At 46.5% G+C, this 22,549-nt stretch carries 25 protein-coding genes; 20 read left to right on the top strand and 5 right to left on the bottom strand.

Going from position 1 to position 22,549, the window contains the following annotated elements; genetic code table 11:
• Positions 1–133: 133 nt before the first annotated feature.
• Complete coding sequence (locus HNQ47_RS05310; RefSeq protein ID WP_183328297.1) at positions 134–577, top strand: hypothetical protein; 444 nt, start codon at positions 134–136, stop codon at positions 575–577.
• 69 nt (positions 578–646) lie between these two features.
• On the opposite strand, the gene HNQ47_RS05305 is transcribed toward HNQ47_RS05310, so the two are convergent.
• Positions 647–1,690, bottom strand: coding sequence for an NAD(P)-binding domain-containing protein (locus HNQ47_RS05305; protein ID WP_183328296.1), 1,044 nt, complete (start codon positions 1,688–1,690; stop codon positions 647–649).
• Between the two features lie 49 nt (positions 1,691–1,739).
• A complete protein-coding gene (locus HNQ47_RS05300) occupies positions 1,740–2,105 on the bottom strand; it encodes a PTS glucitol/sorbitol transporter subunit IIA (protein ID WP_183328294.1) in 366 nt (121 codons plus the stop codon).
• A 149-nt stretch (positions 2,106–2,254) separates the two neighbouring features.
• Here HNQ47_RS05300 and HNQ47_RS05295 point away from each other — a divergent pair, with 149 nt between their 5' ends.
• Positions 2,255–3,205, top strand: coding sequence for a sugar-binding transcriptional regulator (locus HNQ47_RS05295; RefSeq protein WP_183328292.1), 951 nt, complete (start codon positions 2,255–2,257; stop codon positions 3,203–3,205).
• A gap of 21 nt (positions 3,206–3,226) precedes the next feature.
• Here HNQ47_RS05295 and HNQ47_RS05290 read toward each other — a convergent pair whose 3' ends face one another.
• Both HNQ47_RS05290 and HNQ47_RS05285 read right to left on the bottom strand, forming a co-directional pair.
• Entirely contained in the window at positions 3,227–4,108 is an 882-nt protein-coding gene (locus HNQ47_RS05290) for a DMT family transporter (protein ID WP_183328290.1), read from the bottom strand.
• The gene (locus HNQ47_RS05285; RefSeq protein ID WP_183328288.1) at positions 4,105–5,484 is read right to left on the bottom strand and encodes an aldehyde dehydrogenase; all 1,380 of its coding nucleotides are present in this window, start codon (positions 5,482–5,484) and stop codon (positions 4,105–4,107) included. Before HNQ47_RS05285 ends, HNQ47_RS05290 begins: the two co-directional genes overlap by 4 nt.
• 112 nt (positions 5,485–5,596) lie before the next feature.
• On the opposite strand from HNQ47_RS05285, the gene HNQ47_RS05280 reads away from it, so the two are divergent.
• The 8 genes from HNQ47_RS05280 (at position 5,597) to HNQ47_RS05245 (ending at position 13,135) form a co-directional block, all read left to right on the top strand.
• The gene (locus tag HNQ47_RS05280) at positions 5,597–6,514 is read left to right on the top strand and encodes a LysR family transcriptional regulator (protein ID WP_183328286.1); all 918 of its coding nucleotides are present in this window, start codon (positions 5,597–5,599) and stop codon (positions 6,512–6,514) included.
• Positions 6,515–6,696: 182 nt separating this feature from the next.
• Positions 6,697–7,980 (top strand): O-acetylhomoserine aminocarboxypropyltransferase/cysteine synthase family protein, encoded by a 1,284-nt coding sequence (locus HNQ47_RS05275; RefSeq protein WP_183328284.1) that lies wholly within the window; start codon positions 6,697–6,699, stop codon positions 7,978–7,980.
• An 81-nt stretch (positions 7,981–8,061) separates the two neighbouring features.
• The gene (locus HNQ47_RS05270; protein ID WP_183328282.1) at positions 8,062–8,910 is read left to right on the top strand and encodes a patatin-like phospholipase family protein; all 849 of its coding nucleotides are present in this window, start codon (positions 8,062–8,064) and stop codon (positions 8,908–8,910) included.
• Positions 8,903–9,598 carry a tRNA threonylcarbamoyladenosine dehydratase gene (locus tag HNQ47_RS05265; RefSeq protein WP_183328280.1) on the top strand — a complete coding sequence of 232 codons (696 nt, stop codon included), beginning with the start codon at positions 8,903–8,905 and terminating at the stop codon, positions 9,596–9,598. The genes HNQ47_RS05270 and HNQ47_RS05265 overlap by 8 nt, the downstream gene beginning before the upstream one ends.
• A gap of 76 nt (positions 9,599–9,674) precedes the next feature.
• Positions 9,675–10,271, top strand: a complete 597-nt coding sequence (locus HNQ47_RS05260) for a GTP pyrophosphokinase (RefSeq protein WP_183328278.1) — start codon at positions 9,675–9,677, stop codon at positions 10,269–10,271.
• Entirely contained in the window at positions 10,268–10,933 is a 666-nt protein-coding gene (locus HNQ47_RS05255; protein WP_183328276.1) for a response regulator transcription factor, read from the top strand. The genes HNQ47_RS05260 and HNQ47_RS05255 overlap by 4 nt, the downstream gene beginning before the upstream one ends.
• A complete protein-coding gene (locus tag HNQ47_RS05250; protein ID WP_183328274.1) occupies positions 10,926–12,152 on the top strand; it encodes a sensor histidine kinase in 1,227 nt (408 codons plus the stop codon). The genes HNQ47_RS05255 and HNQ47_RS05250 overlap by 8 nt, the downstream gene beginning before the upstream one ends.
• Before the next feature lie 11 nt (positions 12,153–12,163).
• Positions 12,164–13,135, top strand: a complete 972-nt coding sequence (locus tag HNQ47_RS05245; protein ID WP_183328272.1) for a sugar-binding transcriptional regulator — start codon at positions 12,164–12,166, stop codon at positions 13,133–13,135.
• Between the two features lie 142 nt (positions 13,136–13,277).
• Here the strand turns inward: HNQ47_RS05245 and HNQ47_RS05240 are convergent, their stop codons facing one another.
• A complete protein-coding gene (locus HNQ47_RS05240; RefSeq protein WP_183328270.1) occupies positions 13,278–14,033 on the bottom strand; it encodes a DeoR/GlpR family DNA-binding transcription regulator in 756 nt (251 codons plus the stop codon).
• 224 nt (positions 14,034–14,257) lie between these two features.
• Here HNQ47_RS05240 and HNQ47_RS05235 point away from each other — a divergent pair, with 224 nt between their 5' ends.
• The 10 genes from HNQ47_RS05235 (at position 14,258) to srlA (HNQ47_RS10075) (ending at position 22,537) form a co-directional block, all read left to right on the top strand.
• A complete protein-coding gene (locus HNQ47_RS05235) occupies positions 14,258–15,103 on the top strand; it encodes a class II fructose-bisphosphate aldolase (RefSeq protein WP_183328268.1) in 846 nt (281 codons plus the stop codon).
• Between the two features lie 12 nt (positions 15,104–15,115).
• Complete coding sequence (locus HNQ47_RS05230) at positions 15,116–15,637, top strand: YjbQ family protein (protein WP_183328266.1); 522 nt, start codon at positions 15,116–15,118, stop codon at positions 15,635–15,637.
• 2 nt (positions 15,638–15,639) lie between these two features.
• The gene (locus HNQ47_RS05225) at positions 15,640–16,329 is read left to right on the top strand and encodes a triose-phosphate isomerase (RefSeq protein ID WP_183328264.1); all 690 of its coding nucleotides are present in this window, start codon (positions 15,640–15,642) and stop codon (positions 16,327–16,329) included.
• Positions 16,330–16,663: 334 nt separating this feature from the next.
• The gene (locus HNQ47_RS05220) at positions 16,664–17,644 is read left to right on the top strand and encodes a sugar-binding domain-containing protein (protein ID WP_183328262.1); all 981 of its coding nucleotides are present in this window, start codon (positions 16,664–16,666) and stop codon (positions 17,642–17,644) included.
• The gene (locus HNQ47_RS05215; protein WP_183328260.1) at positions 17,645–18,103 is read left to right on the top strand and encodes a transcriptional regulator GutM; all 459 of its coding nucleotides are present in this window, start codon (positions 17,645–17,647) and stop codon (positions 18,101–18,103) included.
• 16 nt (positions 18,104–18,119) lie between these two features.
• Entirely contained in the window at positions 18,120–18,485 is a 366-nt protein-coding gene (locus HNQ47_RS05210; protein WP_183328258.1) for a PTS glucitol/sorbitol transporter subunit IIA, read from the top strand.
• Between the two features lie 50 nt (positions 18,486–18,535).
• The gene (locus HNQ47_RS05205) at positions 18,536–19,828 is read left to right on the top strand and encodes an NAD(P)H-dependent oxidoreductase (RefSeq protein ID WP_183328256.1); all 1,293 of its coding nucleotides are present in this window, start codon (positions 18,536–18,538) and stop codon (positions 19,826–19,828) included.
• Positions 19,829–20,178: 350 nt separating this feature from the next.
• Positions 20,179–20,697 carry a PTS glucitol/sorbitol transporter subunit IIC gene (srlA, locus tag HNQ47_RS05200; RefSeq protein WP_183328254.1) on the top strand — a complete coding sequence of 173 codons (519 nt, stop codon included), beginning with the start codon at positions 20,179–20,181 and terminating at the stop codon, positions 20,695–20,697.
• Between the two features lie 13 nt (positions 20,698–20,710).
• Positions 20,711–21,733: a PTS glucitol/sorbitol transporter subunit IIB gene (gene srlE, locus HNQ47_RS05195; protein ID WP_183328252.1), complete on the top strand. Its 1,023-nt coding sequence runs from the start codon at positions 20,711–20,713 to the stop codon at positions 21,731–21,733.
• A gap of 285 nt (positions 21,734–22,018) precedes the next feature.
• Positions 22,019–22,537 carry a PTS glucitol/sorbitol transporter subunit IIC gene (gene srlA, locus HNQ47_RS10075; protein WP_183328250.1) on the top strand — a complete coding sequence of 173 codons (519 nt, stop codon included), beginning with the start codon at positions 22,019–22,021 and terminating at the stop codon, positions 22,535–22,537.
• Positions 22,538–22,549 lie beyond the last annotated feature (12 nt).

Genomic DNA, 22,549 nt, shown 5'->3' with positions numbered 1-22,549 from the left:
GACAAATCGTTTCTTATGAAACGATTTTTTTAAAAATCAAAACCAATACTTTAAAAATTTTACATTGACATGACAAGTTTCAAGTGAATAAAATAAAAGTAGTTTAATAGACTTATCAATTTGAGGAGGAGTTATGAAAGAGAGTAGAAAATTGAAAAAGTTCGGTCTCGGCCGGTTTCTTTTAGCTGTAATGATGGCAATGGCTGTGATGACGACGATGACGGCATGTCATCAGAAAACGTTGGAGGAAGTTGTCGAAGAAGATGAAGATCTGCAGGAAGAAATCGATGACATCGCTGATTCCAATAATATGAAGATCAAAATTAAAGAAAACACCATTATCTTTACGGCTTCGATGGGAAGCATGGAATCATTGACCGATCAGCAGAAAGAACAGCTGGAAGCGTATTTATACGATGAAGATAACTATGATCAGCTGATTGATGCCATTAAAGATGTAGAGGATGAAGGAGATATTTCCGGTGTCAAGATGACGTTTAATTTTACCAACGACGATGGGGATATTCTATATACCGCGACCTATGATAAAGACGGTCCGGTCAAAGACAGCAACTAATCAAACTTCCGCATGAAGCGGAAGTTTTTTCATGAAAAAAGCAAGGCCGAAGCCTTGCATAGAGGAAGATCATTCACCGACGTATTCTGTTTCAAAAGCCGTCCATGGAATGTTGACTGGTTTGCCCTGGTTGATGATCTCATCCACGTGCATCAACAGCGGATAGTCCTTCAGATCAGCCTTACCATTGGCAGCCAGATTGCGGACCGCACGAGCGGTACGGGTCGCGATGACAATAGACTCCAGTGTGACCCCTTTCAGTTTGGCCATGGCTTCATCAAAGCTCAGACCGCGTCCTAAAAGGGTACCGATCTTACGGGTACGGCCGCCGAATACGGTAACGTATAAATCACCAGCACCGTAAACAATGTTGTCTGCACCGGCTCCGGCCAATTTCAGCAGTTTACGCATTTCACATACGCCTTCGCCGAATAAGGCAGCCTGCGAATTATAGTGCACTTTACCGATTCCTTCCCGTTTTTCTGCCAGGCCGACCGCCAGGGTGACGCCTAAAGCATACGCATTCTTTAACGCAACGGAGAACTCGACGCCTTTCACATCGGTCGATAAGCTGATATGGTAATAGGATGTTTCGAAAATTTGTTTTAAATAACGCAGTGTTTCAATGTCATGACCGCAGAATGCGACCCAGGAATCATCGTGATCAGCCAATTCATAGCTGGTGCATGGGCCGCCGATCGCATTGAAGTTTAGTTCTTTGCCGGCCGGCTTGCTTTGCCAGTAATCCGGATATGTGATCATATCGCCGTTTTCCAGGTCGATCATTCCTTTTGTGACGGTGATGATCGGCACGTCTTTGTTTAATTTCGGCAGTACCTCATCTGCCCACCAGTCAACACCGAAGCTGGAAACACCGCCCAGGATCACATCTGCACCTTGAATGGCTTCTTCCATTTCTTCTACTTGATAATATTTGATGCCGTCATGCAGCGTGCGTTTTAAATTGATATGGTAGTTATCTTTGCGCAGCTGATCGATGATCTCACGGTCCAGCGGCGTACCGACCAAGCGGATCTCGTGTCCGTTTTCGAATGTAGGGAAAGTCAATGCCGAAGCCATCTGTCCGGCTCCGATAAATGTTAAAATTGCCATGTTTTGGTCCTCCTATATTTCTCTTCAGTTTCTGTTGAAACGATCAACCTTATTCAATTTCGATCTTACCGCCGACATAGAAATCTTCCGGTTTCATCGGCTCACCGATCAATTCAATGACTCCCGGTCGCTGAACCGTATCCCGTCCTTGGAAGGAAACAGTGCAGTGGCCAAGTTCGCGCAGGGTGTTCAACGCTTCCCATCCGACATCACTGATCGTGTATTCTTTATCACAGATGCGGAAGGTGTCGCCTGGTTTTGGTTCTCCTTTTAATTCACTTTTCGTGTGAAGAAATGAGATTTCGGCGAGTTCCGGCGGTGCATCTTCGTTGAAGATAATAATGAAATTGGCTGTTGGATTTAAAAAGTCCATGGCAAATTCGCCCCAGCCAGTAATTGTGGATTGATATTTCATATTCATGACCTCTTTACACTTTTAATATAAAGCAAAAAAATGAGATGTCAATAGAAAAATAAACAAAATTACATAAATATGAACATATGTACATTTGACAAAAAAACAACCATGTTGTGAAATAGAAATGATGAAAATCAGGGGGCTATATGAATCAATATCGAATGAACCAGATCCTCCGCGTTGCGAAGATGCACTATGAGCTGGGCATGAGCCAGATCGAAATTGCTAAAAAGGAACACATGTCAAAATCGACGGTCAGCCGTTTAATTCAGCAGGCCCATGACCAAGGCCTGGTCCAGATCACAATTCGCGCACCGATCGAAGAATCGTCCGATTTAGAGATGGAGATCATGAAACGTTTCCATCTAAAAAAGGCCGTGATCGTCAACGATATCGTCGGCAACCGGACACAGTTATTAAGAGATCTATGCCGGACCGCCGCGGAAGATCTGAACCGGATGGTGCGCGATGATACGATCGTGGGTGTCGATTGGGGCCGGACGACGTCCACGCTGTCCACGCAGCTGATCAACACGAAGCGCCGGTGCAGAGCTGTCATTCAGCTGAACGGCGGCATTTCACGTACGTTATTTGATTCGCAGGGCTCGGATACGATCCGGCGTTTTTCCAATGTCCTGCATACGGATGGCTTCTTGTTTCCGGCGCCGGCCATGGTCGACTCGGAAGAAATTGCTCATGCGATCATGTCGGATTCATCCATTCAGAAGATTTTTTCCATGGCTGAAAACTGTGAAACAGCGATTTATTCACCAGGATGTATCGGCTATGACTCAACTCTTTACCAGATGGGCTATTTTACCAAGCAGGAATATGACCGCCTGGCACAGAATGCGGTCGGCGATGTATTTTCACATTATCTGGACATCAACGGCCATGTGGTCGATGCCCAACAAGATGCCCGCGTCATTTCCGTGCCGCTGGATATGATCAAAAAAATCCCGAACAAAGTCATCGTATCGGTCGGTCCGGCAAAGATGCTGCCGACCTTGGGATGCTTGCGCGGCGGCTATGCCGATACACTTTATATCGACAGAGAATGTGCAGGTATGCTGCTGAAAGCCGATAAAGGACAATAAAAAAAGATGTCCGCAGACATCTTAAACAGAGCGGACCGCTTTTTTTTGAGGTTCCGGCAGCTGGATCCAGACGATCGCAAAAAACATCAAGATACAGCCAAAAATTTCTATCGGCGTCAGGGTCTGATGCAGGAAGACCCAGCCTGCCAATGCACTGAAAACACTTTCCAGGCACATGATCAAGCTGGCCACAGCTGGATCCAATCCCTGCTGGCCGAAGGTCTGCAGTGTATAACCGGCAGCTGAACTGAGCACACCGGCATAGAGAACAGCCGGCAAGGCGAGATATAAAGCATGCGGTGTCGGTGCTTCGGTCGGCATGAAGAACGCGGCCAATACGCCGCAGACCAACAGCTGAACGGCGCTCAGTGTCCAGGGATCAGCTTGCTTGACAAAATGATTGATGATCAGGATGTGCAGCGCAAAAAACAGGGAACAAACCAACGTGATGGCATCGCCGAAGGAAAAAGACATCGTTCCGTGAATGCACAAAAGATACAGACCGATGCAGGACATAGCAACCGCAAGCCATACCTTTGGTTTGATCCGCTGGCCCAGAAAAACACTTAATAAGGGAACGATGATCATATACATGGCGGTGATAAAACCAGATTTGGCCGTAGTGGTATATGCGATGCCGATCTGCTGAAACAGCGAGCCCAAAAACAATGACACACCACAGAAGAGACCGGCTTTGATCGAAGCTCTGCGTTTTGATGCATCTGCACGATGATGTGCGATCGGCAGCAGGACCAAAAACGCGATCAGATAACGAGCTGCCAGAAAGGTATAAGGGCCGACGTAATCCGCACCGACACTTTGTGCAACGAATGCGCAGCCCCAGATCAATGCCGTCAGTACCAACAGCAGCGCATGCTTCCATGAATGAGATGCTTGCGTCATTTCATGAATCTCCTGATCATGGAACGATGCCGTTTTGTATACGGCTGATAGCGCATCGGCAGATCGATCCAAGTTTTCTTATCAACAATGGATTTGGTGTGGGAGAACGTATCAAAGCCGACTTTGCCGTGATAAGCCCCCATGCCGCTGGCACCGACACCGCCGAATCCAAGATACGGCGTAGCCAGATGGATGATCGTGTCGTTGATGCAGCCGCCGCCGAACTGGCAATGTTCGGTCAGATAATGGATGTTTTCCTGATTATCCGAGAAGACATAGAACGCCAGCGGATGCGGACGGTCATTCAGCCAGTCTGGGATGCGGTGAATGTCGTCATAGGTCAAGATCGGCAATACCGGTCCGAAGATCTCTTCCTGCATGATGGCATCTTGTTCGTCGACATTGACCAAGATGGTAGGCTCGATCTTTAAATTGAATGGATCGTTATGACCGCCGAAGTAAACTTTTTCCGGATCGATCAAATTCAGGATCCGGTGAAAATGCTTTTCATTGATGATTTTTCCATAGTCTTCATTATATAACGGCTCTTTGCCGAACTGTTTGATGATCTCCCGCTCGCAGGCTTGAACGAAGGTGTCTACAACAGAGGTATGGCACAAAACATAGTCCGGAGCAACGCAGGTCTGGCCGCAGTTCAAAAATTTGCCGAACACAATGCGCCGGGCAGCCAGGTCGATATTGACCTGTTCATCGATGATGACGGGACTTTTGCCGCCCAGTTCCAAGACCGCCGGGGTCAGATACTGCGCTGCATGTTCCAGCACGACTTTGCCGACAGCCTGACTGCCGGTAAAGAAAATGAGGTCAAACTGCTGATTCAGCAGCGATGTATTTTCCTGTCGCCCGCCGGTGACAACGGCCAGATAGGATCTTGGGAAGGACTCTTCGATCAAGGATTGGATGGCTGCACTGACATTGGGCGCATAGGCACTAGGTTTCAGCACAACGGTATTTCCGGCCGCAATTGCTTCACACAGCGGATCCAGAGAAAGTAAAAATGGATAATTCCACGGGCTCATGATCAGCACCGTACCGTAAGGAGACGGTTTTTTAAAGCTGCGGGCCGCAAACTGGGCCAGCGGCGTCCGGACCCGATGTTCTTTAGCAAAGGAGCGGATGTGCTTCAGCAAATAGCTGATCTCACTGAGCACCTGACCGATTTCGGTCATATAGCTTTCGTCGCTGCTTTTGCCGAGATCCTTGTATAATGCTTCGCAAAGTTCTTTTTCATGGGCTTCGATCGAAGCTTTCAAACGGTTCAGCGCATCGATACGATACGTGACGGACAGTGTATGTCCTTCACGGAAAAATTTCTTCTGACTTTGAAGGATGACTTTGATTTCTTGTTCGTTCATTGTTGCCTCCTTTACATAGCAATTATTATACAAGACTTATTCCGTGGGGGAAAGCAAATATTTACTTTACAATTTTGATAGGTATTATATAATTCAAAAGGGAGGGTGATATATGACACTCCAACAAATTTTTTATGCATTAACGACTGCGGATATGGGTTCCATGAATAAAGCAGCCGAAAAATTATATATTTCTCAGCCGACGCTGACTAGTGCCATCAAAGAACTGGAAGGTGAAACCGGCATCACAATTTTTAACCGCACCAGCCGTGGTGTGACACTGACGGCTGACGGCCGTGATTTTCTCATGTATGCCCGTCAGATCTACCAACAATATGAACTGCTTAAGGAAAAGTACAGCCCGGAAGGTACGGTCCGCCGAAAATTCAGCGTTTCCTGCCAACACTATTCTTTTGCGGTCAAAGCGTTTGCCAACACGGTCAATGAATACGATCCGGCACAGTACGAATTTGCGATCAAGGAAACGCGGACACTGGATGTGATCGATGATGTGGCCCAGCAAGAAAGTGAGATTGGGATCCTGTATCTGAGCAGTTTGAACCGAAAATATATCATGAAACTGCTGAACCGGGACAGCCTGGAATTCCATCCGCTGGTTTCCTGCAGTGCTTATGTTTATTTATACAAAGGCCATCCGTTAGGGAAGGAAAAAGAGATAACCTTCGAACAGCTGCAGGATTATCCTTATTTGTCTTTTGAACAAGGAAAAGACAGTGCTTATTACTTGGCGGAAGAAATCTTGTCGGAAAACGATTATGCCCGGGTGGTCAAGGTGAACGACAGGGCGACAGCGTTGAACCTGATGGTCGGGATCAATGGGTATATGTTATGTTCGGGAATCATCGATGAGGAATTGAACGGCAGTGATTTTATCGCGATTCCATATAAAGCGGATTCTCAAAACCCGAATGCCATAATGGAAATTGGATATATTGTGAAGAAAAATAGTATATTGTCCGATGCCGGGCGAAAATATATTGAATGTCTGAAAGAATATTTTAATAAATAAAATTTATAACTAGTATTTAAATTCTATATTATACAAATAGGGAAGTCTGACTTATTATATCCTTGTAATCTGATAGGAAAAGGAGAAAAATATGAAGACTTCCCTTTGTTTGAGAATATTAAATATCAATCGAATGTGTTGGACTTCTTTTTAATGAATAAACAATGAAGGAGGAAGAACACATGACAGAAAAAAAACAATATAAATTTGAAACACTTGCTTTGCACGTCGGACAGGAAGAGGCCGATCCGGTAACGGATTCCCGCCAGGTACCGATCTATTTGACAACATCGTATGTCTTTAAAGATTCACAGAATGCCGCCGATCGTTTTGGGCTGGCTGATCCAGGCAATATTTACGGGCGTCTGACCAACTCGACACAGGATGTATTCGAAAAGCGTATCGCTGCTTTGGAAGGCGGCACCGGCGCGATCGCAGTGGCTTCCGGTGCGGCTGCCGTGACCTATGCGATCCAGGGGCTGGCGAAAGCTGGGGAAAACATTGTTGCCGCAAAGACCATTTACGGCGGCACCTACAACTTGTTGGCGCATACCTTGCCTTTATACGGCATTACCGCAAAATTCGTCGATCCGTATGATCTGGACGCTGTCGAAGCAGCCATCGATGAGAAGACGAAAGGATTGTGGATCGAGACCCTGGGCAATCCGTTAGGAAATATCGTGGATATTGAAGCCTGGGCAAAAGTTGCCCATCGTCATCAGATCCCACTGGCTGTGGATAATACGTTTGCGACGCCGTATTTGGTCCGTCCGTTTGAATGGGGCGCAGATTTGGTCATCCATAGTGCGACCAAGTTTATCGGCGGCCATGGCGCGACCTTGGGCGGAGTGATCGTTGAGGGCGGTCAATTTGACTGGAAAGCATCCGGCAAATATCCGTGGATCTCAGAACCAAACCCATCCTACCATGGCATCAGTTTCTATGATGCAACTGCACCGGCTGCCTTTGTTACCTATGTTCGGGCCATCCTGCTGCGGGATCAAGGGGCAACCATTTCGCCGGTCAATGCCTGGGCGTTCATCCAGGGATTGGAAACCTTATCACTGCGCGTCGAGCGTCATGTTGAAAATGCGCTGAAAGTCGTAGACTATTTGAAAACCCATCCGGAAGTGGAAGCGGTCCATCATCCATCGATCGAAGAACCGGAGCTGTATCAGAAATACTTCCCGAACGGCGGTGCATCGATCTTTACCTTTGAGATCAAAGGCGATGCCGATCGTGCCCGCCGTTGGATCGACAACTTACCGATTTTCTCGCTGCTGGCGAATGTTGCGGATGTCAAGTCGCTGGTCATCCATCCGGCCAGTACGACACATTCCCAGCTGACCGAGGCCGAAGCGGCCGATCAGGGCATTTATCCGAATACCATCCGATTGAGCATTGGTACCGAAAATATCGATGATTTGATCGATGCGTTGGATACTGCCTTTCAAGCCGTCGCATAGTTGCACATTGAAAGGGTTCTGCCTAACGCGGAACTCTTTTTTCTGTGTTAGAATGGGAGGCAGCGAAAAGGAAGTGAGATCATGATCGGAGTGATTGATGTCGGCGGCGGCTTACGCGGTGCCTATGGAGCGGGTGTATTCGACTATTGTCTGGAACACGGGATCCGCTTCGATTACTGTATCGGTGTTTCTGCCGGCAGCGCAAACTGCATCGCATACATTGCCGGACAAAAAGGACGGAATCTGGTATTTTATAAAGAATATGCATTCCGCAAAGAATATATGAGCTGGTCAAATTTATTGAAGACCGGATCGTATTTGGATCTGGACTATATTTACGGTGATTTGACCGATACAGACGGTGAATTTCCGTTGGATTATGATGCTTTTCACGCATCGGATCAAATTTACCGGGCGGTGACGACGGATGCGATCACCGGTGAACCAGTTTATTTTACAAATTTTGATGTGAAAAAAGACGACTACTTCATTGTGAAAGCTTCATCCTGCGTACCGGTGCTCGACCAGCCGTATCCTTATATGGGCAGTCTCTTTTATGACGGCGGCATCTCAGATCCAGTGCCGATCGAAAAAGCCTTTTCAGAAGGCTGCGAGAAAGTTGTTCTGATCCTGACCAAGCCGCGGGACTATGTCCGAACTTCGAAGAATGACGCCCGCATGGCAAAATTGATCCGCCGCGCTTATCCGGCCAGTGCCCGTAAATTGGCACAGCGCGGTCCGCTTTACAATGACCAGGTGCGCAGAGCCAAAGAATTGGAACAGGAAGGAAAAGTCCTGATCGTTGCACCAAAAGATATCAGCGGCATGAAGACGCTGACCAAAGACAAAAAAGCCATCCAACAATTGTATATGGATGGATTCAACGATGCGGCAGCTATCGGTCCGTTTGTCGGAGGGGCCGATGACTGAGTTCAGCCGCCTGGAAATGCTTTACGGAGCGACGGCCGTCCATCGGCTGCAGGAAGCCAGGATCCTGATTTTCGGTATCGGCGGTGTCGGCGGTTATGTGACCGAAGCGCTGGCCCGCAGCGGTGTCGGCCATCTGGACTTGGTAGATCATGATACGGTCGAACTTTCGAACTTGAATCGACAGATCATAGCATTGCATTCTACGATCGGCCGGCTGAAAGTCGAAGCGATGAAAGAACGGATCCTGGACATCGATCCTGCTTGTGAAGTTCATGCCTATCCTTGTTTCTATCTGCCGGATAATCATGATGCGTTTGATTTTTCGCAGTATGACTACATTGTCGATTGTGTGGACACCATCACGGCGAAGATCGATATCATCATGCAGGCCAAAGCCTGCCGGGTACCGGTGATCAGTGCGATGGGAGCGGGGAACAAAGTGCATCCGGATGCGCTGCAGACAGCTGACCTGTTTCAGACAGAAATGGATCCGCTGGCAAAAGTGATGCGTCGGGAACTGAAAAAACGCGGCATCAAACATTTGAAAGTCGTTTATTCGAAAGAAAAGCCGATCAAACCGGCTGCTGAACCAAATAGCCGGAAACCGGTCCCAGGCAGTACCGTGTTCGTGCCCGGGGCGATGGGATTGTTTATGGCGGCTGAAATCATCAATGATCTCACAAAATGAGCAAAAAATGCTCATTTTTTTATATTGTGGGCGTTCTTTCATGTTTCTTAAAGTAGCGATATGTTACAATAATTGCATGCAAAGTATTTATGAAGATCATTTGCCGGAAATGGAGGCAACGATGCAGCGCTTTATGGAGCGTATCGATGCATGCCGGCATCAGATGAAAGAACGATTGGGAATGGATCCGGTGGAACACTGTCTGTGCCGGATCAAATCAGAAGAAAGCATGCGGGAAAAATGCCGCCGCAAAGGTCTGCCTGAGACGTGTGACAGCGCATTGAAAGAAATTCACGATGCGATCGGGATCCGGGTGGTCTGTGCCTTTTTGGATGATGTTTATACGATTCGTGACAATTTGGCGCAGTGGCAGGACGCCAAAATTGTCACCGAGAAGGATTATATAAAAAATGTCAAACCAAACGGCTACCGCAGCTATCATATGATCCTGCAGGCAGATAACGGATATTATGTAGAAATTCAGCTGCGCACGATCTCGATGGATACGTGGGCCGCGTTGGAACATCACTTAAAATACAAAAAGCAATATAAAGGAAATCAAGAATTGATCGTCAGCGAACTGAAGCGCTGTGCCGATGAACTGGCTTCCACCGACCTTTCGATGCAGACGCTGCGGGACTTGATATTTGAAGAAAATGAGGCGGGATCATGAAACTTTTATTTGCGGAAGACACACAAGATCTAAATCATGCCGTTACTACCGTGCTGGAGTATCAGGGTTATGATGTTACAAGCGTATTTGATGGCCAGGAGGCATTGGATGCATTAAAGAAGGAAAGCTATGATGTGGTCGTACTGGATATCATGATGCCTCAGGTCGACGGCATTACGGTTTTAAAAACGATGCGCGAGCATGCGATCCTCACTCCGGTGCTGCTGCTGACAGCGAAAAGTGAGGTCGATGACCGGGTCGCCGGACTGGATGCCGGGGCCGATGATTATCTGGCAAAACCATTTTCGATGAAAGAACTGGCAGCGCGGATCCGGTCGATGGTCCGCCGCAGTCAGTATGAAAGCGAGACCGATCTGCAGAAAGGCAACGTGACGCTGCATGCGAATGACTATTCGTTGTCGGCAGCCAATTCAGTTCGGCTGTCCCACAAAGAATTTGAACTGATGCGTACGTTGATGATGCATGAATTTATGAATACCCAGTACTTGTTGGAGCAAGTATGGCCAGATGAACCGGCGCAGGAAGATACGGTGAAGCTCTATTTGTCTTATCTTAAGCGAAAGTTGGCATCCATCGGTGCCGATATTGAAATTGCAGCGGAAGGCGGACGTATTTTTATCCGGGAGGAAAGCGATGGATAGCCGCGCGATCGAAAAGCTCCGGCGCAAGTTTGTGTGGATCTCCATGGTGGCTATTTTTGTCGCGATGCTTTTTATCGGCATCGTGATCAATCTGAGTTACTATGCGTCCAGCCGCTATAAAATCCAGCGGTCGCTGGACTTATTGGTGAATGTAGAAAATTATCAGTTTGAAGATAATAACAGCGGTCAAAGGAATCCAGGACAGGTATTTTCCGGTTCTACGCAGGAAATTAATCGCTTCTGCATTGCGGTCTATGAAGATGGAAAATTAAAATCGTTCCGCACCGACAGCAACGACAGTGCCTGGATCAAAACGATGAAAAAACGGATGATCAAGAAGGCTGATAACGCCGCAGGATACGGCCGCAGCGGTGACTACTACTACAAAATAGAAAAACATGGAAACAGTACGACAGTCGTTTATCTGAACTGCGTTTCTGAGATCAACAATCGTTGGCGGCTGCTCTACATTACCGCCGGTGCCGCTTTGATCGGACTGGTCATTACGTATTTCCTGGTACAGAAATTCAGTTCCCGCATGATCCAGCCGGAAATTGAAAACAGCCGCCGTCAGCAGCGATTTATCACCAATGCATCACATGAATTAAAAACGCCGTTGGCGGTGATCCGAGCGAATACAGAGGTGCTGGAAATGATGAACGGAGAAAATGAGTGGACGCAGTCGACCCTGAAGCAAGTTGATCGGATGAATGGACTGATTCAGAATCTTGTCATGATCGCGCGTTCGCAGGAAGAGGAAGATAAAACAGGCATGCATGAAGTCGATGTTTCGAAGATCGTTGCGGATACCGTTCAGCCGTATCAGGCCAATGCATCACAGGAACATAAGACTTTGACGACTCATATCGATCAGGATGTCAAACTGGTCTGCAGCGAGGGCAAGATCCGGCAGCTGACGACCATTCTGATCGATAATGCGATCAAGTATTGTGATGATAATGGCACGATCGATGTTGCGCTGCATGAAGAGAAAAAAGGTATCAGGCTGATTGTATCCAACCATTATGCAGAAGGAGAACATGTCGATTATTCCAAGTTTTTTGAACGATTCTATCGGCAGGATCAATCGCATAATATCGATCAAGGCGGGTATGGGATCGGTTTGTCGATCGCACAGGAAATCTGCCGGCAGTATCATGGCAGCATTCAGGCGGACTGGAAAGATGGTATGATTTCGTTTATTTGTGAGTTAAGGTAGAGGGCAGAGCAATGAAAGATGAACGTTTTATCTATAAAGTCGTAGAGATGTACTATAAGCGCGGCATGTCGCAGCAGCAAATCGGCAAGGCGCTGAACGTTTCGCGCACGACGATATTCCGGGCACTGGAGAAGGCCCGTGATGAAGGGTATGTGCAGATCAAGATCAATCGGCCGAATGACTCCTTGTTGAATATTGAAGAACAGATCGAGAAAAAATATGGGCTGAAAGAAGTGATCATTGTCTATGATCGGGCCGATTCCGATATCAAAAGTGAAGTCGGCTATTATACTTCCGACTATATTCTGCGTTCTTTGCATAATGGCATGAAACTAGCGTTCAGCCGCGGAACCACGCTGCAGCGGACCGTGGAATACATGGAAAAGGATATGCGTCTGCGTTCTCAGAAGTACAAAGACTTGGAGATCCTGCCGATGCAGGGCTCCAGCAACCGCAACCCGACCAATGACCAACATTACCGGTTTTCGTTTACGAATTATCTGATCGACCGGATCGCTTTGCTGCTGGACTGCAGCGGATACAGTTTTTTGGCCCCTATCGTGGCATCAAGCGCAGAAGTGCGGGATATCTTGATGAATGAGCCTTGTATCCAGGAAGTGCTGGAACGCACGCGGCAGGCTGATATGGCGGTGACCGGCATCGGTACGCTCGGACCGACATCCAATATCATGAATGATCCGATGGTCACCCGTCAGGATCGAGAAGATATTATGCGGAAGGGCGGCATCGGTGAGATCAGCGGTCATATTCTGGATGAACATGGGGAACTGGTAAATTGTTCCTATGAGCATAAAATGATCGGGATTTCTGCTGAGGATATGAAAAAAATTCCGCTGCGGGTCGGCGCTGCCTGCGGAGAAGAAAAGAAGGAGATCATCTTAAGTACGCTGCTCGGTCATTTTGTCAATGTGCTGATCACGGATGAAAAGGTCGCCCGTTATCTGCTTGAATATCAAGAATAAGACACTTCGGTGTCTTTTTTATTGGACAGAATGGAAAATCATGAAATGGTGCATGAAGAAACGATATCATATCAATGCGGATGTCCGAAAGATATGTGACAGGCGGCCAAAAAAATATCTCCGTCTTATGGCGGAGATATTTTTATTGAACGATTTCTACACGGATGTCTTTGTCTTTTAAAAGCGATTTCCAGTCTTCGGTGATCCCGTCGTCGGTGATGATCATGTCCATATTATCGATGGAAGAGAAGAAACCGGCACTGATGTGTCCGAATTTTGTGGAATCCGAAACAAGGATCTTTTTCAGTGAGATATCGATGCCTGCCTGTTTGGATGGGGCCACCCGCTGATCGGCACAAGTGAGACCGAGGGATTCGTGGATACCGGAGGCACACACGTACATTTTATGGGCTCGGAATTTATGCAGGAATTCCACACTTTCAGGTGCTTCGAAGGTCTGCGTATTTTGGTGATAGTAGCCGCCGGCCATGATCAGCCGGATGTTTTTCTTGTTGGCAAGCTTGGATAATATATGATAGCTGTAGCAAATGACTGTAAGCGGCAGATCATTAGGGATCAATGCGGCGATCATGCCGCTGGTCGTTCCTGAATCCAGAACAATGACTTCATTCGGCTTGATCGTTTTAACGGCAGCCTGTGCGATCTTCCGTTTTAGATCGGCATTTTTCACTTCTTCGATTTGATATTCGTAACTGCCTTCCGACGGCTCAGCCAGCAGGTAAGAGTCCATTAGATGATGCTCATCGATATACTGCATGTCCCGGCGGATCGTCATGCTGGATACATTAAACTGTGCAGCTAATTCAGCAGCTGATTGGTTTGGATTTTCAGCAAGCGCTTTGACGACGGACTGAATACGTAAATCTTTTTTGTTCATATATTACACCTCTTACTGAACAGGATATCACATTTTAACAAAAATAGCAACAAACAATAACATTAATTGTTAAAATGTGATTCAATAACAAAATAATAACAAAAAATAAGAAAATAAAGTTGCGTGAAATGGCTTACAGTGCTATATTGTAGATATAGCACAACAATAATAACAAAAATATAGTTATAAATTGTTGCAAATCGCAAGAAGAGTGAGGTTAGAATATGCTGGTTACATCAAAAAAATTGTTTCAAATTGCCAAAGAAAAGCACTTTGCGATCCCTTCGGCAAATTTTGTTGACATGGATTCACTAAAATGGCATTTAGAGACAGCTGAAGAATTGAATTTACCGATCATCATCAGCTTGGCAGAAAGTCATTTAGATCGACTGATCACCATTGAAGATGCGGCGACAATGGCAAAGATCTGGGGCGAGCAGGCAAAGGTCCCTGTTGTTCTGCATCTGGATCATGGTCAATCATTTGAAATGTGCAAGAAAGCCATTGATCTGGGATTTACGTCCGTGATGATCGACGGTTCCATGAAACCGTTCGAAGAGAACGTTGCCATTACCAAAAAAGTGATCGAATACGCACACGATAAAGGTGTCGTGGTCGAAGCGGAAATCGGTCATGTCGGCAGCAACGAGGTGGAAAGCGACAATGATATTTATACAACGGTCGAAGAGGCGACGAAATTCGTTGAACAGACCGGTGTGGATTCATTAGCCGTTTCGATCGGAACCGCGCACGGTTTGTATAAAGGAACACCGAAGATCAATTTCGACCGTCTGCATGAGCTGGCAGCGGCTGTTTCGGCGCCGCTGGTCCTCCATGGCGGATCTTCTTCCGGTGATGAAAATCTGCATCGCTGCGCAACCGAAGGCATTGCCAAGATCAACGTTTATTCTGATTTCATGGTTGCTTCCGCAAAATCGGTTTATGCCCTGGCACCGAAGGAAGCCGAAGTGGAAGACTATTACACATACAAAACTGCTGCGAAAAAAGGCATGCAGGATATGCTGAAACACGTTTATGAACTGTTCGCAACGCAAAGCGTTACGCTTTAGGAGGAATATACAATGACAGTCTATAGAAAAGTAATCAAAGTGCAGTCGCATGGCGGCCGCCCGACCTATACAAACATTACCGATGAAGTACGCAAGGCAATTGAAGAAAGCGGTGTGCAGACCGGCATCTGCGCTGTGATCTCCCCGCATACGACTTGCTCCGTATTCTTTGAGGAGTTCTGCCACGATATTAACGAAGACGGCGATGAATACCTGCAGCAAGATCTGAACGAAGTGCTGGAAAAGATCATCCCGAATCAAGATTCGCTGGATACTTATCATTATCCGGGAGAAGCCCATTACAAGGCCGTGGAAGCTTGGCCGAATGCGGCAGATTATCTGCCGAACGGTGATCGTTCCGCTTTGTGGAACGGCGATGCACATTTAAAATCCACGCTGCTGGGTTCCAGTGAAACATTTGATGTGACCGAAGGAAAACTGGGCGTCGGTTCAACTGGCTATGTTTATTTTGCAGACTTTGACCGCAGCCGTCCGCGCGGACGCCGCTGTATCATTACAGTATTAGGAGAGTAATTATGAGCACAGGACCATTCTTAGTTGTCAATCCAAAGAACTATTTGTACGGTAAAGAAAGCCTGGATCTGGCTCTGGCATCTGATCAAGTTGCCAAAGATTTAGGCATTACGATTTATTTTACATGCCCGCACTGTGATATTCGTCTGATCAAGGAAAATACGAAGTATATTACCGTTACGGCACAGAACATGGATCCGCTCCGTCCGGGACGCGGCGAAGGAAAGATCCTGGCAGAGGCTTTGAAAGAGGCCGGCGCCGGTGCGGTTTTCCTGAATCATGCGGAACATCCGAAAACATTAACGGATTTATACAATACGATCAAGCGTGCCAAAGAAGTCGGCATTACGTCGATCGCCTGTGCAGATTCCATGGATGAAGCGCGTGCCGTTGCCTGCCTGCATCCGGACATCATCATTGCCGAACCGACGGATCTGATCGGCACAGGCAAGACAGCACCGGCTTCGTATACGACGGATGTTGCCAAGGCTCTTCATGACATTGATCCAAGCGTCCAGCCGATGACGGCTTCCGGCGTCCACAGCGCGGAAGACTGCTACCGGATCGTATCTTTAGGCTGTGACGGAACGGGGGCAACTTCTGGTATTTTGAAAGCGCCGGATCCGAAAAAAGAAGTTCGTTTATGGGCCGAAGCTATATTAAAAGCCTATAACGAAAGAACGGGAAAATAACAGCTGATCCTTGTACTTTATGTGCAAGGATTTTTTTCACAGAAATTTTGTGAAAATTGCTCCTGATGAAGTGACTTTTCATGATGGGTGTGCTAAAGTTTAGATGGAGGATTTCAATCATGTTAAATGATTGAAAACAGTCATACAAGATGAGAAACCGGGCGCTTTTCCGCTTTTAATACAATTGCATTGAATTCATTCAATTGCGCAAATGAAAATCCAAATTTCTTTATTTATACATTTGTTCAGCAATATGATATTGTTTCTTAATTGAATTGTGATATGCTGAAAGCGGATAAAGAAAACGGTTCCAAGAATAGAAAGCAGGCATATTGTGAAAAAAGTAGTTGATGATCCACGCTTGATTTACAAATGTTGTTATTTGTATTACAAGGACGGTTTATCTCAATTCCAAATTTGTGACCAACTGGGAATTTCCCGTTCCACCGTTTCCCGGCTGCTGAAAGCCGGACGTGAACGGAATGTGGTTCAGATCACATTGAACAATCCGGACAGTGTCCTGTACGGTGAACTGGAAAGGAAGCTGGAAGGAAAGCTAGGCTTGAAAGAGCTGCTGATCGTAGATGAAATCGATTTGGGGAACCAATACGATCATCTGCAGCGGGTCAAAGAAGAAGCCTTGTCCTATTTTTCCCGAGTCTTCCATGACAATGATTATATCGGTGTCAGCATGGGAAGCACGCTCTATAACATTGCGAGCACCAATCTGAACGTCGAAGAAGTCAATTGTACATTTGTTCCAGTGTTGGGCGGTGTCGGCACAAAGCTGCATGGTGATGAAGCGTACCACAGCAATGAAATTGCTAACGCATTTGCACGAAAATTTCATGGCAGTGCGGTACAGTTTTATTCCCCCGCGATCTTTGACAATGTCGAAGTTATGCGCGGACTGTCACAGGAAAAAACCATTCAGGAAGTCACGAAATTATTTATGAAGTTGGATGCAGTCATCATGGGAATCGGCGCAACCGCGTCTAAGGGTTCCCGGATCGTTGAATGCGGTTATGTGACCAAAGAAGAGTATCAGCAGTTTGCCGAACGCGGTGTTGTCGGTGATGTTCTTCTGCGGATGTACGGCAAAGACGGCAATGAAGAGCCGTACAACGATTTCAATGATCGTGTGATGGGGCTTTCGACCGAGCAGCTGATGAAAGTGGAAAATCGGATCGGCATCGCAGTCGGGGAAGAAAAAGCCTGGGCGGTACTCGGTGCGCTGCGATCGAAACGTATCAATGTGTTGATCACGGATATCAGCTGCGTGAAGAAAGTTGTTTCGCTTGTGGAGGATGAATAGATGAATGATAATTTGAAAATTATCTTTTTGGTCGCGCTGGCTTTGATGGTCATGCAGGGGATCGGCGGATTTTTTCAGATCAAAGGATATCGGAAAGCCATTCACCGGATGCACAAATATGGATCGCTGGGGATCGGTCAGAAACGCGGACGGTTCTTCAATGGTTATATTGTGATCATCGCCTGTGACCGGGATCATGTGATCACCGCTTGTGAGATCATGGACGGCGCCACGATTTTGGCCAGATTTCATCCGAAAGAGAAACTGCTTGGCGAAACGCTGAAAGGCCAGACAGTGGAAGGTTTACTGGACATGCTGCGGGGCTTGGACGAAAAGCAGCAGAAACGCCAGCATGGTTATATTCAAGCTTTAGAAGCGCTGGAAATGCGTTTTAATAAGGAAAGTGAAGAAGGGGAAAGCGAAACAGAAGCGGTTGAGTCTTCAGCAGCAGAGAATTAAAGCGGAGGTTTAAGACATGAAGTATCAGGCAGAAATTACCGGCTGGGGTGATTTCGCGATGGATTTCTTGAATCCGACAGCGAATTTTATCATCATCTTCAATGAAGATGCACCCCCGGAATTAGCAGAGATTTCTTTTCTGCACACAAAATGTGAACTGAAAGAAGAACCGAAAAAAGGCGACAAATTCCGTATCTGCGGAAAAGAGTACACGATCAGTGATGTTGGCTGGGAAGCTATCAACACGCTGCGTGAACTGGGCCACTGTACGGTATCGTTCAAAGGTCTGGACGAAGTCGAACGTCCAGGTATTATCGAATTGATCGGTGAGCCGATGAAACCAGAAGAGTTCTATGTCGGCGGCAAGATCGAGATTGAGTAATGGTTGAAAGCCACGAGGCTAAAAATAAAGTATAGGAGGAAGAATCAAGTATGTTTAACATGAACAGAAAATTGGCTGCTTTGGAAGAAGCAGGAAAACCGATCCAAGTTGGTGTTGTCGGCGCCGGCCAGATGGGTCGAGGAATGGTTACGGAACTGGTTTTGATCAAAGGTGAGAGACCTGCCATCTGTGCAGATATCAACATTGATTTAGCCGTTCATGCATTCGAATATGCAGGTGTTACGGAAGACCAGATCGTAAAGACAACGGATCCGGGTACGGCAAGTGATGCCATTGCCAAAGGTAAATACGTTGCGACCAACGATTCTTCGTTAGTCACGAAAGTTCCGGAAATTGATGTCGTTGTCGATGTTACCGGTGTTCCTGATGTCGGAGCCCGCATTGCCTTGGATTCCATCGCTGCCGGCAAGCACATCGTTATGATGAACGTTGAGTCCGATGTCGTCATTGGACCTTACTTGAAGAAGAAAGCCGACGAAGCAGGCGTTATCTATACTGGTACTTCCGGTGATGAACCAGGTACTGTTATGGAACTGTATGACTTCGCAGAAGCAATGGGCTTCACAGTAGAAGTTATGGGTAAAGGTAAAAACAACCGTTTGGATTACGAATGCAATCCGGACACTGTATTAGAAGAAGCTACTCGTCGTAAGATGTCTCCGAGAATGCTGTGCGCATTTAAAGATGGTACGAAGACAATGGTAGAAATGACCGCAATGTCCAACGCTACTGGTTTGGTACCGGATGTGATCGGCGGTCATGGTATTGCCTGCGATGTCAAAGGCTTGAACGATATGTACATGCTGAAAGACAAAGGCGGTATCCTGAATAAACATGGTGTTGTAGAGTACGTACGTGGTATCGCACCGGGCGTCTTCGTAACTGTTTCGACAGACAACCAGGAGATCGCATACCAGATGCAGTATCACTCGATGGGTCCAGGACCGCTGTGGACTTTGTATCGTCCATATCACCTGTGCAACCTGGAGACTCCGCTGACGATCGGACGTGCCGTTATTTATCATGAACCGATCATCGTGCCGAAGAATGGTTTGGTTTCCGAAGTCATCACAGTTGCGAAGAAAGATATGAAAGCCGGCGAAAAACTGGATGGTATCGGCGGATACACGACTTATGGATCCATTGATACACATGAACACGCTAAGAAGGCTGGTTATGTTCCGTTTGGCTTGATCAACAAGAATGCCGTATTGAAGAAAGACGTCAAGAAAGGTCAGCTGCTGACTTACGATGATGTTGAAATCGATACGAATACATTGATCTACAAGATCCGTGCTGAGCAGGATAAAATCTTCGGTTAATTACTGAATGATCATGGGGAGCCTGGGCTCCCCATTTCTTTTTGAGGCATGATTTGAACAAATGTTTAAATGTGTGTTGAGCTGCGCTGATTTATACATATTTTCAACACAATTTAGATTGAATTTGGGAAAATTATGTTATCATATAGTAGGAAAGCGTTTACATAGCGCTTTAAAAGCCATGGTTTCTATTGGAATGTTTGATTTAGTTTCAAAAGAATCACAAAAAAAGTTAATTACTCTGGTTTTGTAAAAGGGTTCGACGGGATCCTGCTTGACGAAGCACAAAACAAGAGAGCAACAGAACAGTTCGGCCGACTGGGCTGCTGCGAAAAAAAAGGAGAGACATTATGGATGTAATTACTAATATTGCGCAAGGGTTTATCGGCTGGTTTACCACCGGCGGCGAAACCTTTACCGGTTGGGTCACTGGTATTATTCCGCAAGTTGTATGTTTGATGACTTTCATGAACTCGATCGTTAAATTGGTCGGTGAAGAAAAAGTCGAGAGCGGCGCAAAGAAAATGACGAAAAATGCAATTCTGCGTTATTCTTTGTTCCCAATGATGGCAGATATGTTCTTGGCAAACCCGATGGCTTACACATTCGGACGTTTCATTGACGAGAAATATAAACCTGCATTCTACGATGCATGCGTCAGCTTCTGCCACCCGATCACCGGACTGTTCCCGCATGCCAATGCCGGTGAATTGTTCGTTTACATGGGTATTGCCCAAGGTCTGCAGAAAGCCGGTTATGAATTAGGCGGTCTGGCAGTTCGTTACTTTATCGTTGGTTTGATCGTGATCACGATCCGTGGTTTGGTTACTGAGCGTATTTATTTCCACTTAGCTGGAATTAAGAAGTAGGGAGGAAATGGATATGGCATATAGAAATATTAAAATCACGAAAGGTTCAGCAGGATTCGGCGGACCGCTGATCATTGAACCGACGGAAACTCGTAATAAAGTATTGTGCGTTACCGGACAGACCATCAGCCCGGTCGCAAAAAAGATCGCCGAAATGACTGGTTGTGAATTGGTCGACGGATTTAAAACAACTGTTCCGGATGATCAAGTTGCAGTTGCAGTTGTAAACTGCGGCGGTACTGCTCGCTGCGGTGTTTATCCAAGAAAGCACATTATGACGGTCAATGTAGAACCAGTCGGTGCGGTTGGTCCTTTGGCACAATATATCACGGAAGACATCTATGTATCGGATGTCAGCGAAAAGAACTTGAGCTATACCGATGAAACCAATGCTTCTGCCGCAAAATCCGCTGCCGAAGAATTGGAAGCTGCCGATGCAGCAGGCGATAACGGCCCGAAAACCAAAGATCAGGCCAAAGCCGATGTAGCTGCAGCACAGGAAGGTCAGAAACAGAACCTGGTCACCCGTATCGGTGTCGGCGTCGGCCACGTTGTCAATAAATTCTTCGCAGCCGGCCGTGATTCCATCGATATGGTCATCCGCAACATCCTGCCGTTCATGGCCTTCACTTCGACTTTGTTGGGAATCATTTCCGCAAGTGGATTAGGAAACGTCATCGCCAACACGATCAGTCCGTTCTGCTCCACATTGCCGGGCATGATCTTCATCTCCTTCATCTGCGGTCTGCCGTTCCTGAGCCCGATCCTGGGTCCAGGTGCCGTCATTGCGCAGGTCGTTGGTACACTGTTGGGTGCTGAATTCGCAAAGGGCAACATCCCTGCTCAGTATGCATTGCCGGCCTTGTTTGCCATCGATGCACAGGTAGGATGCGACTTCATTCCAGTTGGTCTGTCTTTAGGAGAAGCAGAACCAGATACCATCGAGATGGGTGTTCCGGCCGTCTTGTACAGCCGTGTCATCACCGGTCCGCTGGCCGTTGTCATTGCGTACTTCTTCAGTATTGGTATGTACTAAAATTTAATGAGGGCTTCGGCCCTCTTTTTTTATGTTGTTGAAATGAATATTTAAGGCAAATGAACATATGCAACTAAATATGCAAATATGTTCATTTTTATTTGACAAACGCTTACATTATCGTATAATGAAATTGTAAAGGAAATATGCAACAATATATGGAAATATGTACATGCTGTTTCTGGATCAGATCATTGCTTTTTCGGATTCATGACGGTGAATTCGGACCCAAAAAGGAATGATCGATGAGTCGGCCGCTCATTTTTATCAAAGGAGAGAAGACATATGGATATCATCACAAACATTGCGCAAGGATTTATTGGATGGTTTACCACTGGCGGTGAAACGTTCACAGGCTGGGTCACCAATATCATTCCTCAAATCGTTTGCTTGTTAACGTTCATGAACTCGATCATTAAATTGGTCGGAGAAGAAAAAGTAGAAAGGACCGCACAAAAATTCACAAAGTATGCGCTGCTGCGTTATACGATCTTCCCTATGCTTGCTTTATTGTTCTTGGCAAACCCGATGGGATACAGTTTAGGACGTTTCTTGGATGAAAAATACAAACCCGCATATTTTGATGCTTTTGCAGCCTTTGCACACCCGGTAACGGGATTATTCCCGCATGCCAATGCCGGTGAATTGTTTGTCTACATGGGTATTGCACAAGGACTGCAGCAGGCTGGTTATGAATTAGGCGGCTTGGCTGTTCGTTACTTTATCGTAGGTTTGATCGTTGCATTGTTCCGTGGGGTCATTACTGAAAAGATCTATTTCCACTTGACCAAAGCAGATGACTAGGAGGTTACAAAC

Source organism: Catenisphaera adipataccumulans, from assembly GCF_014202755.1.
Classification (GTDB): domain Bacteria; phylum Bacillota_I; class Bacilli_A; order Erysipelotrichales; family Erysipelotrichaceae; genus Catenisphaera; species Catenisphaera adipataccumulans.
Note: the sequence above shows the minus strand (reverse complement) of the source record. Positions and strands in the feature narration are given on the sequence as shown.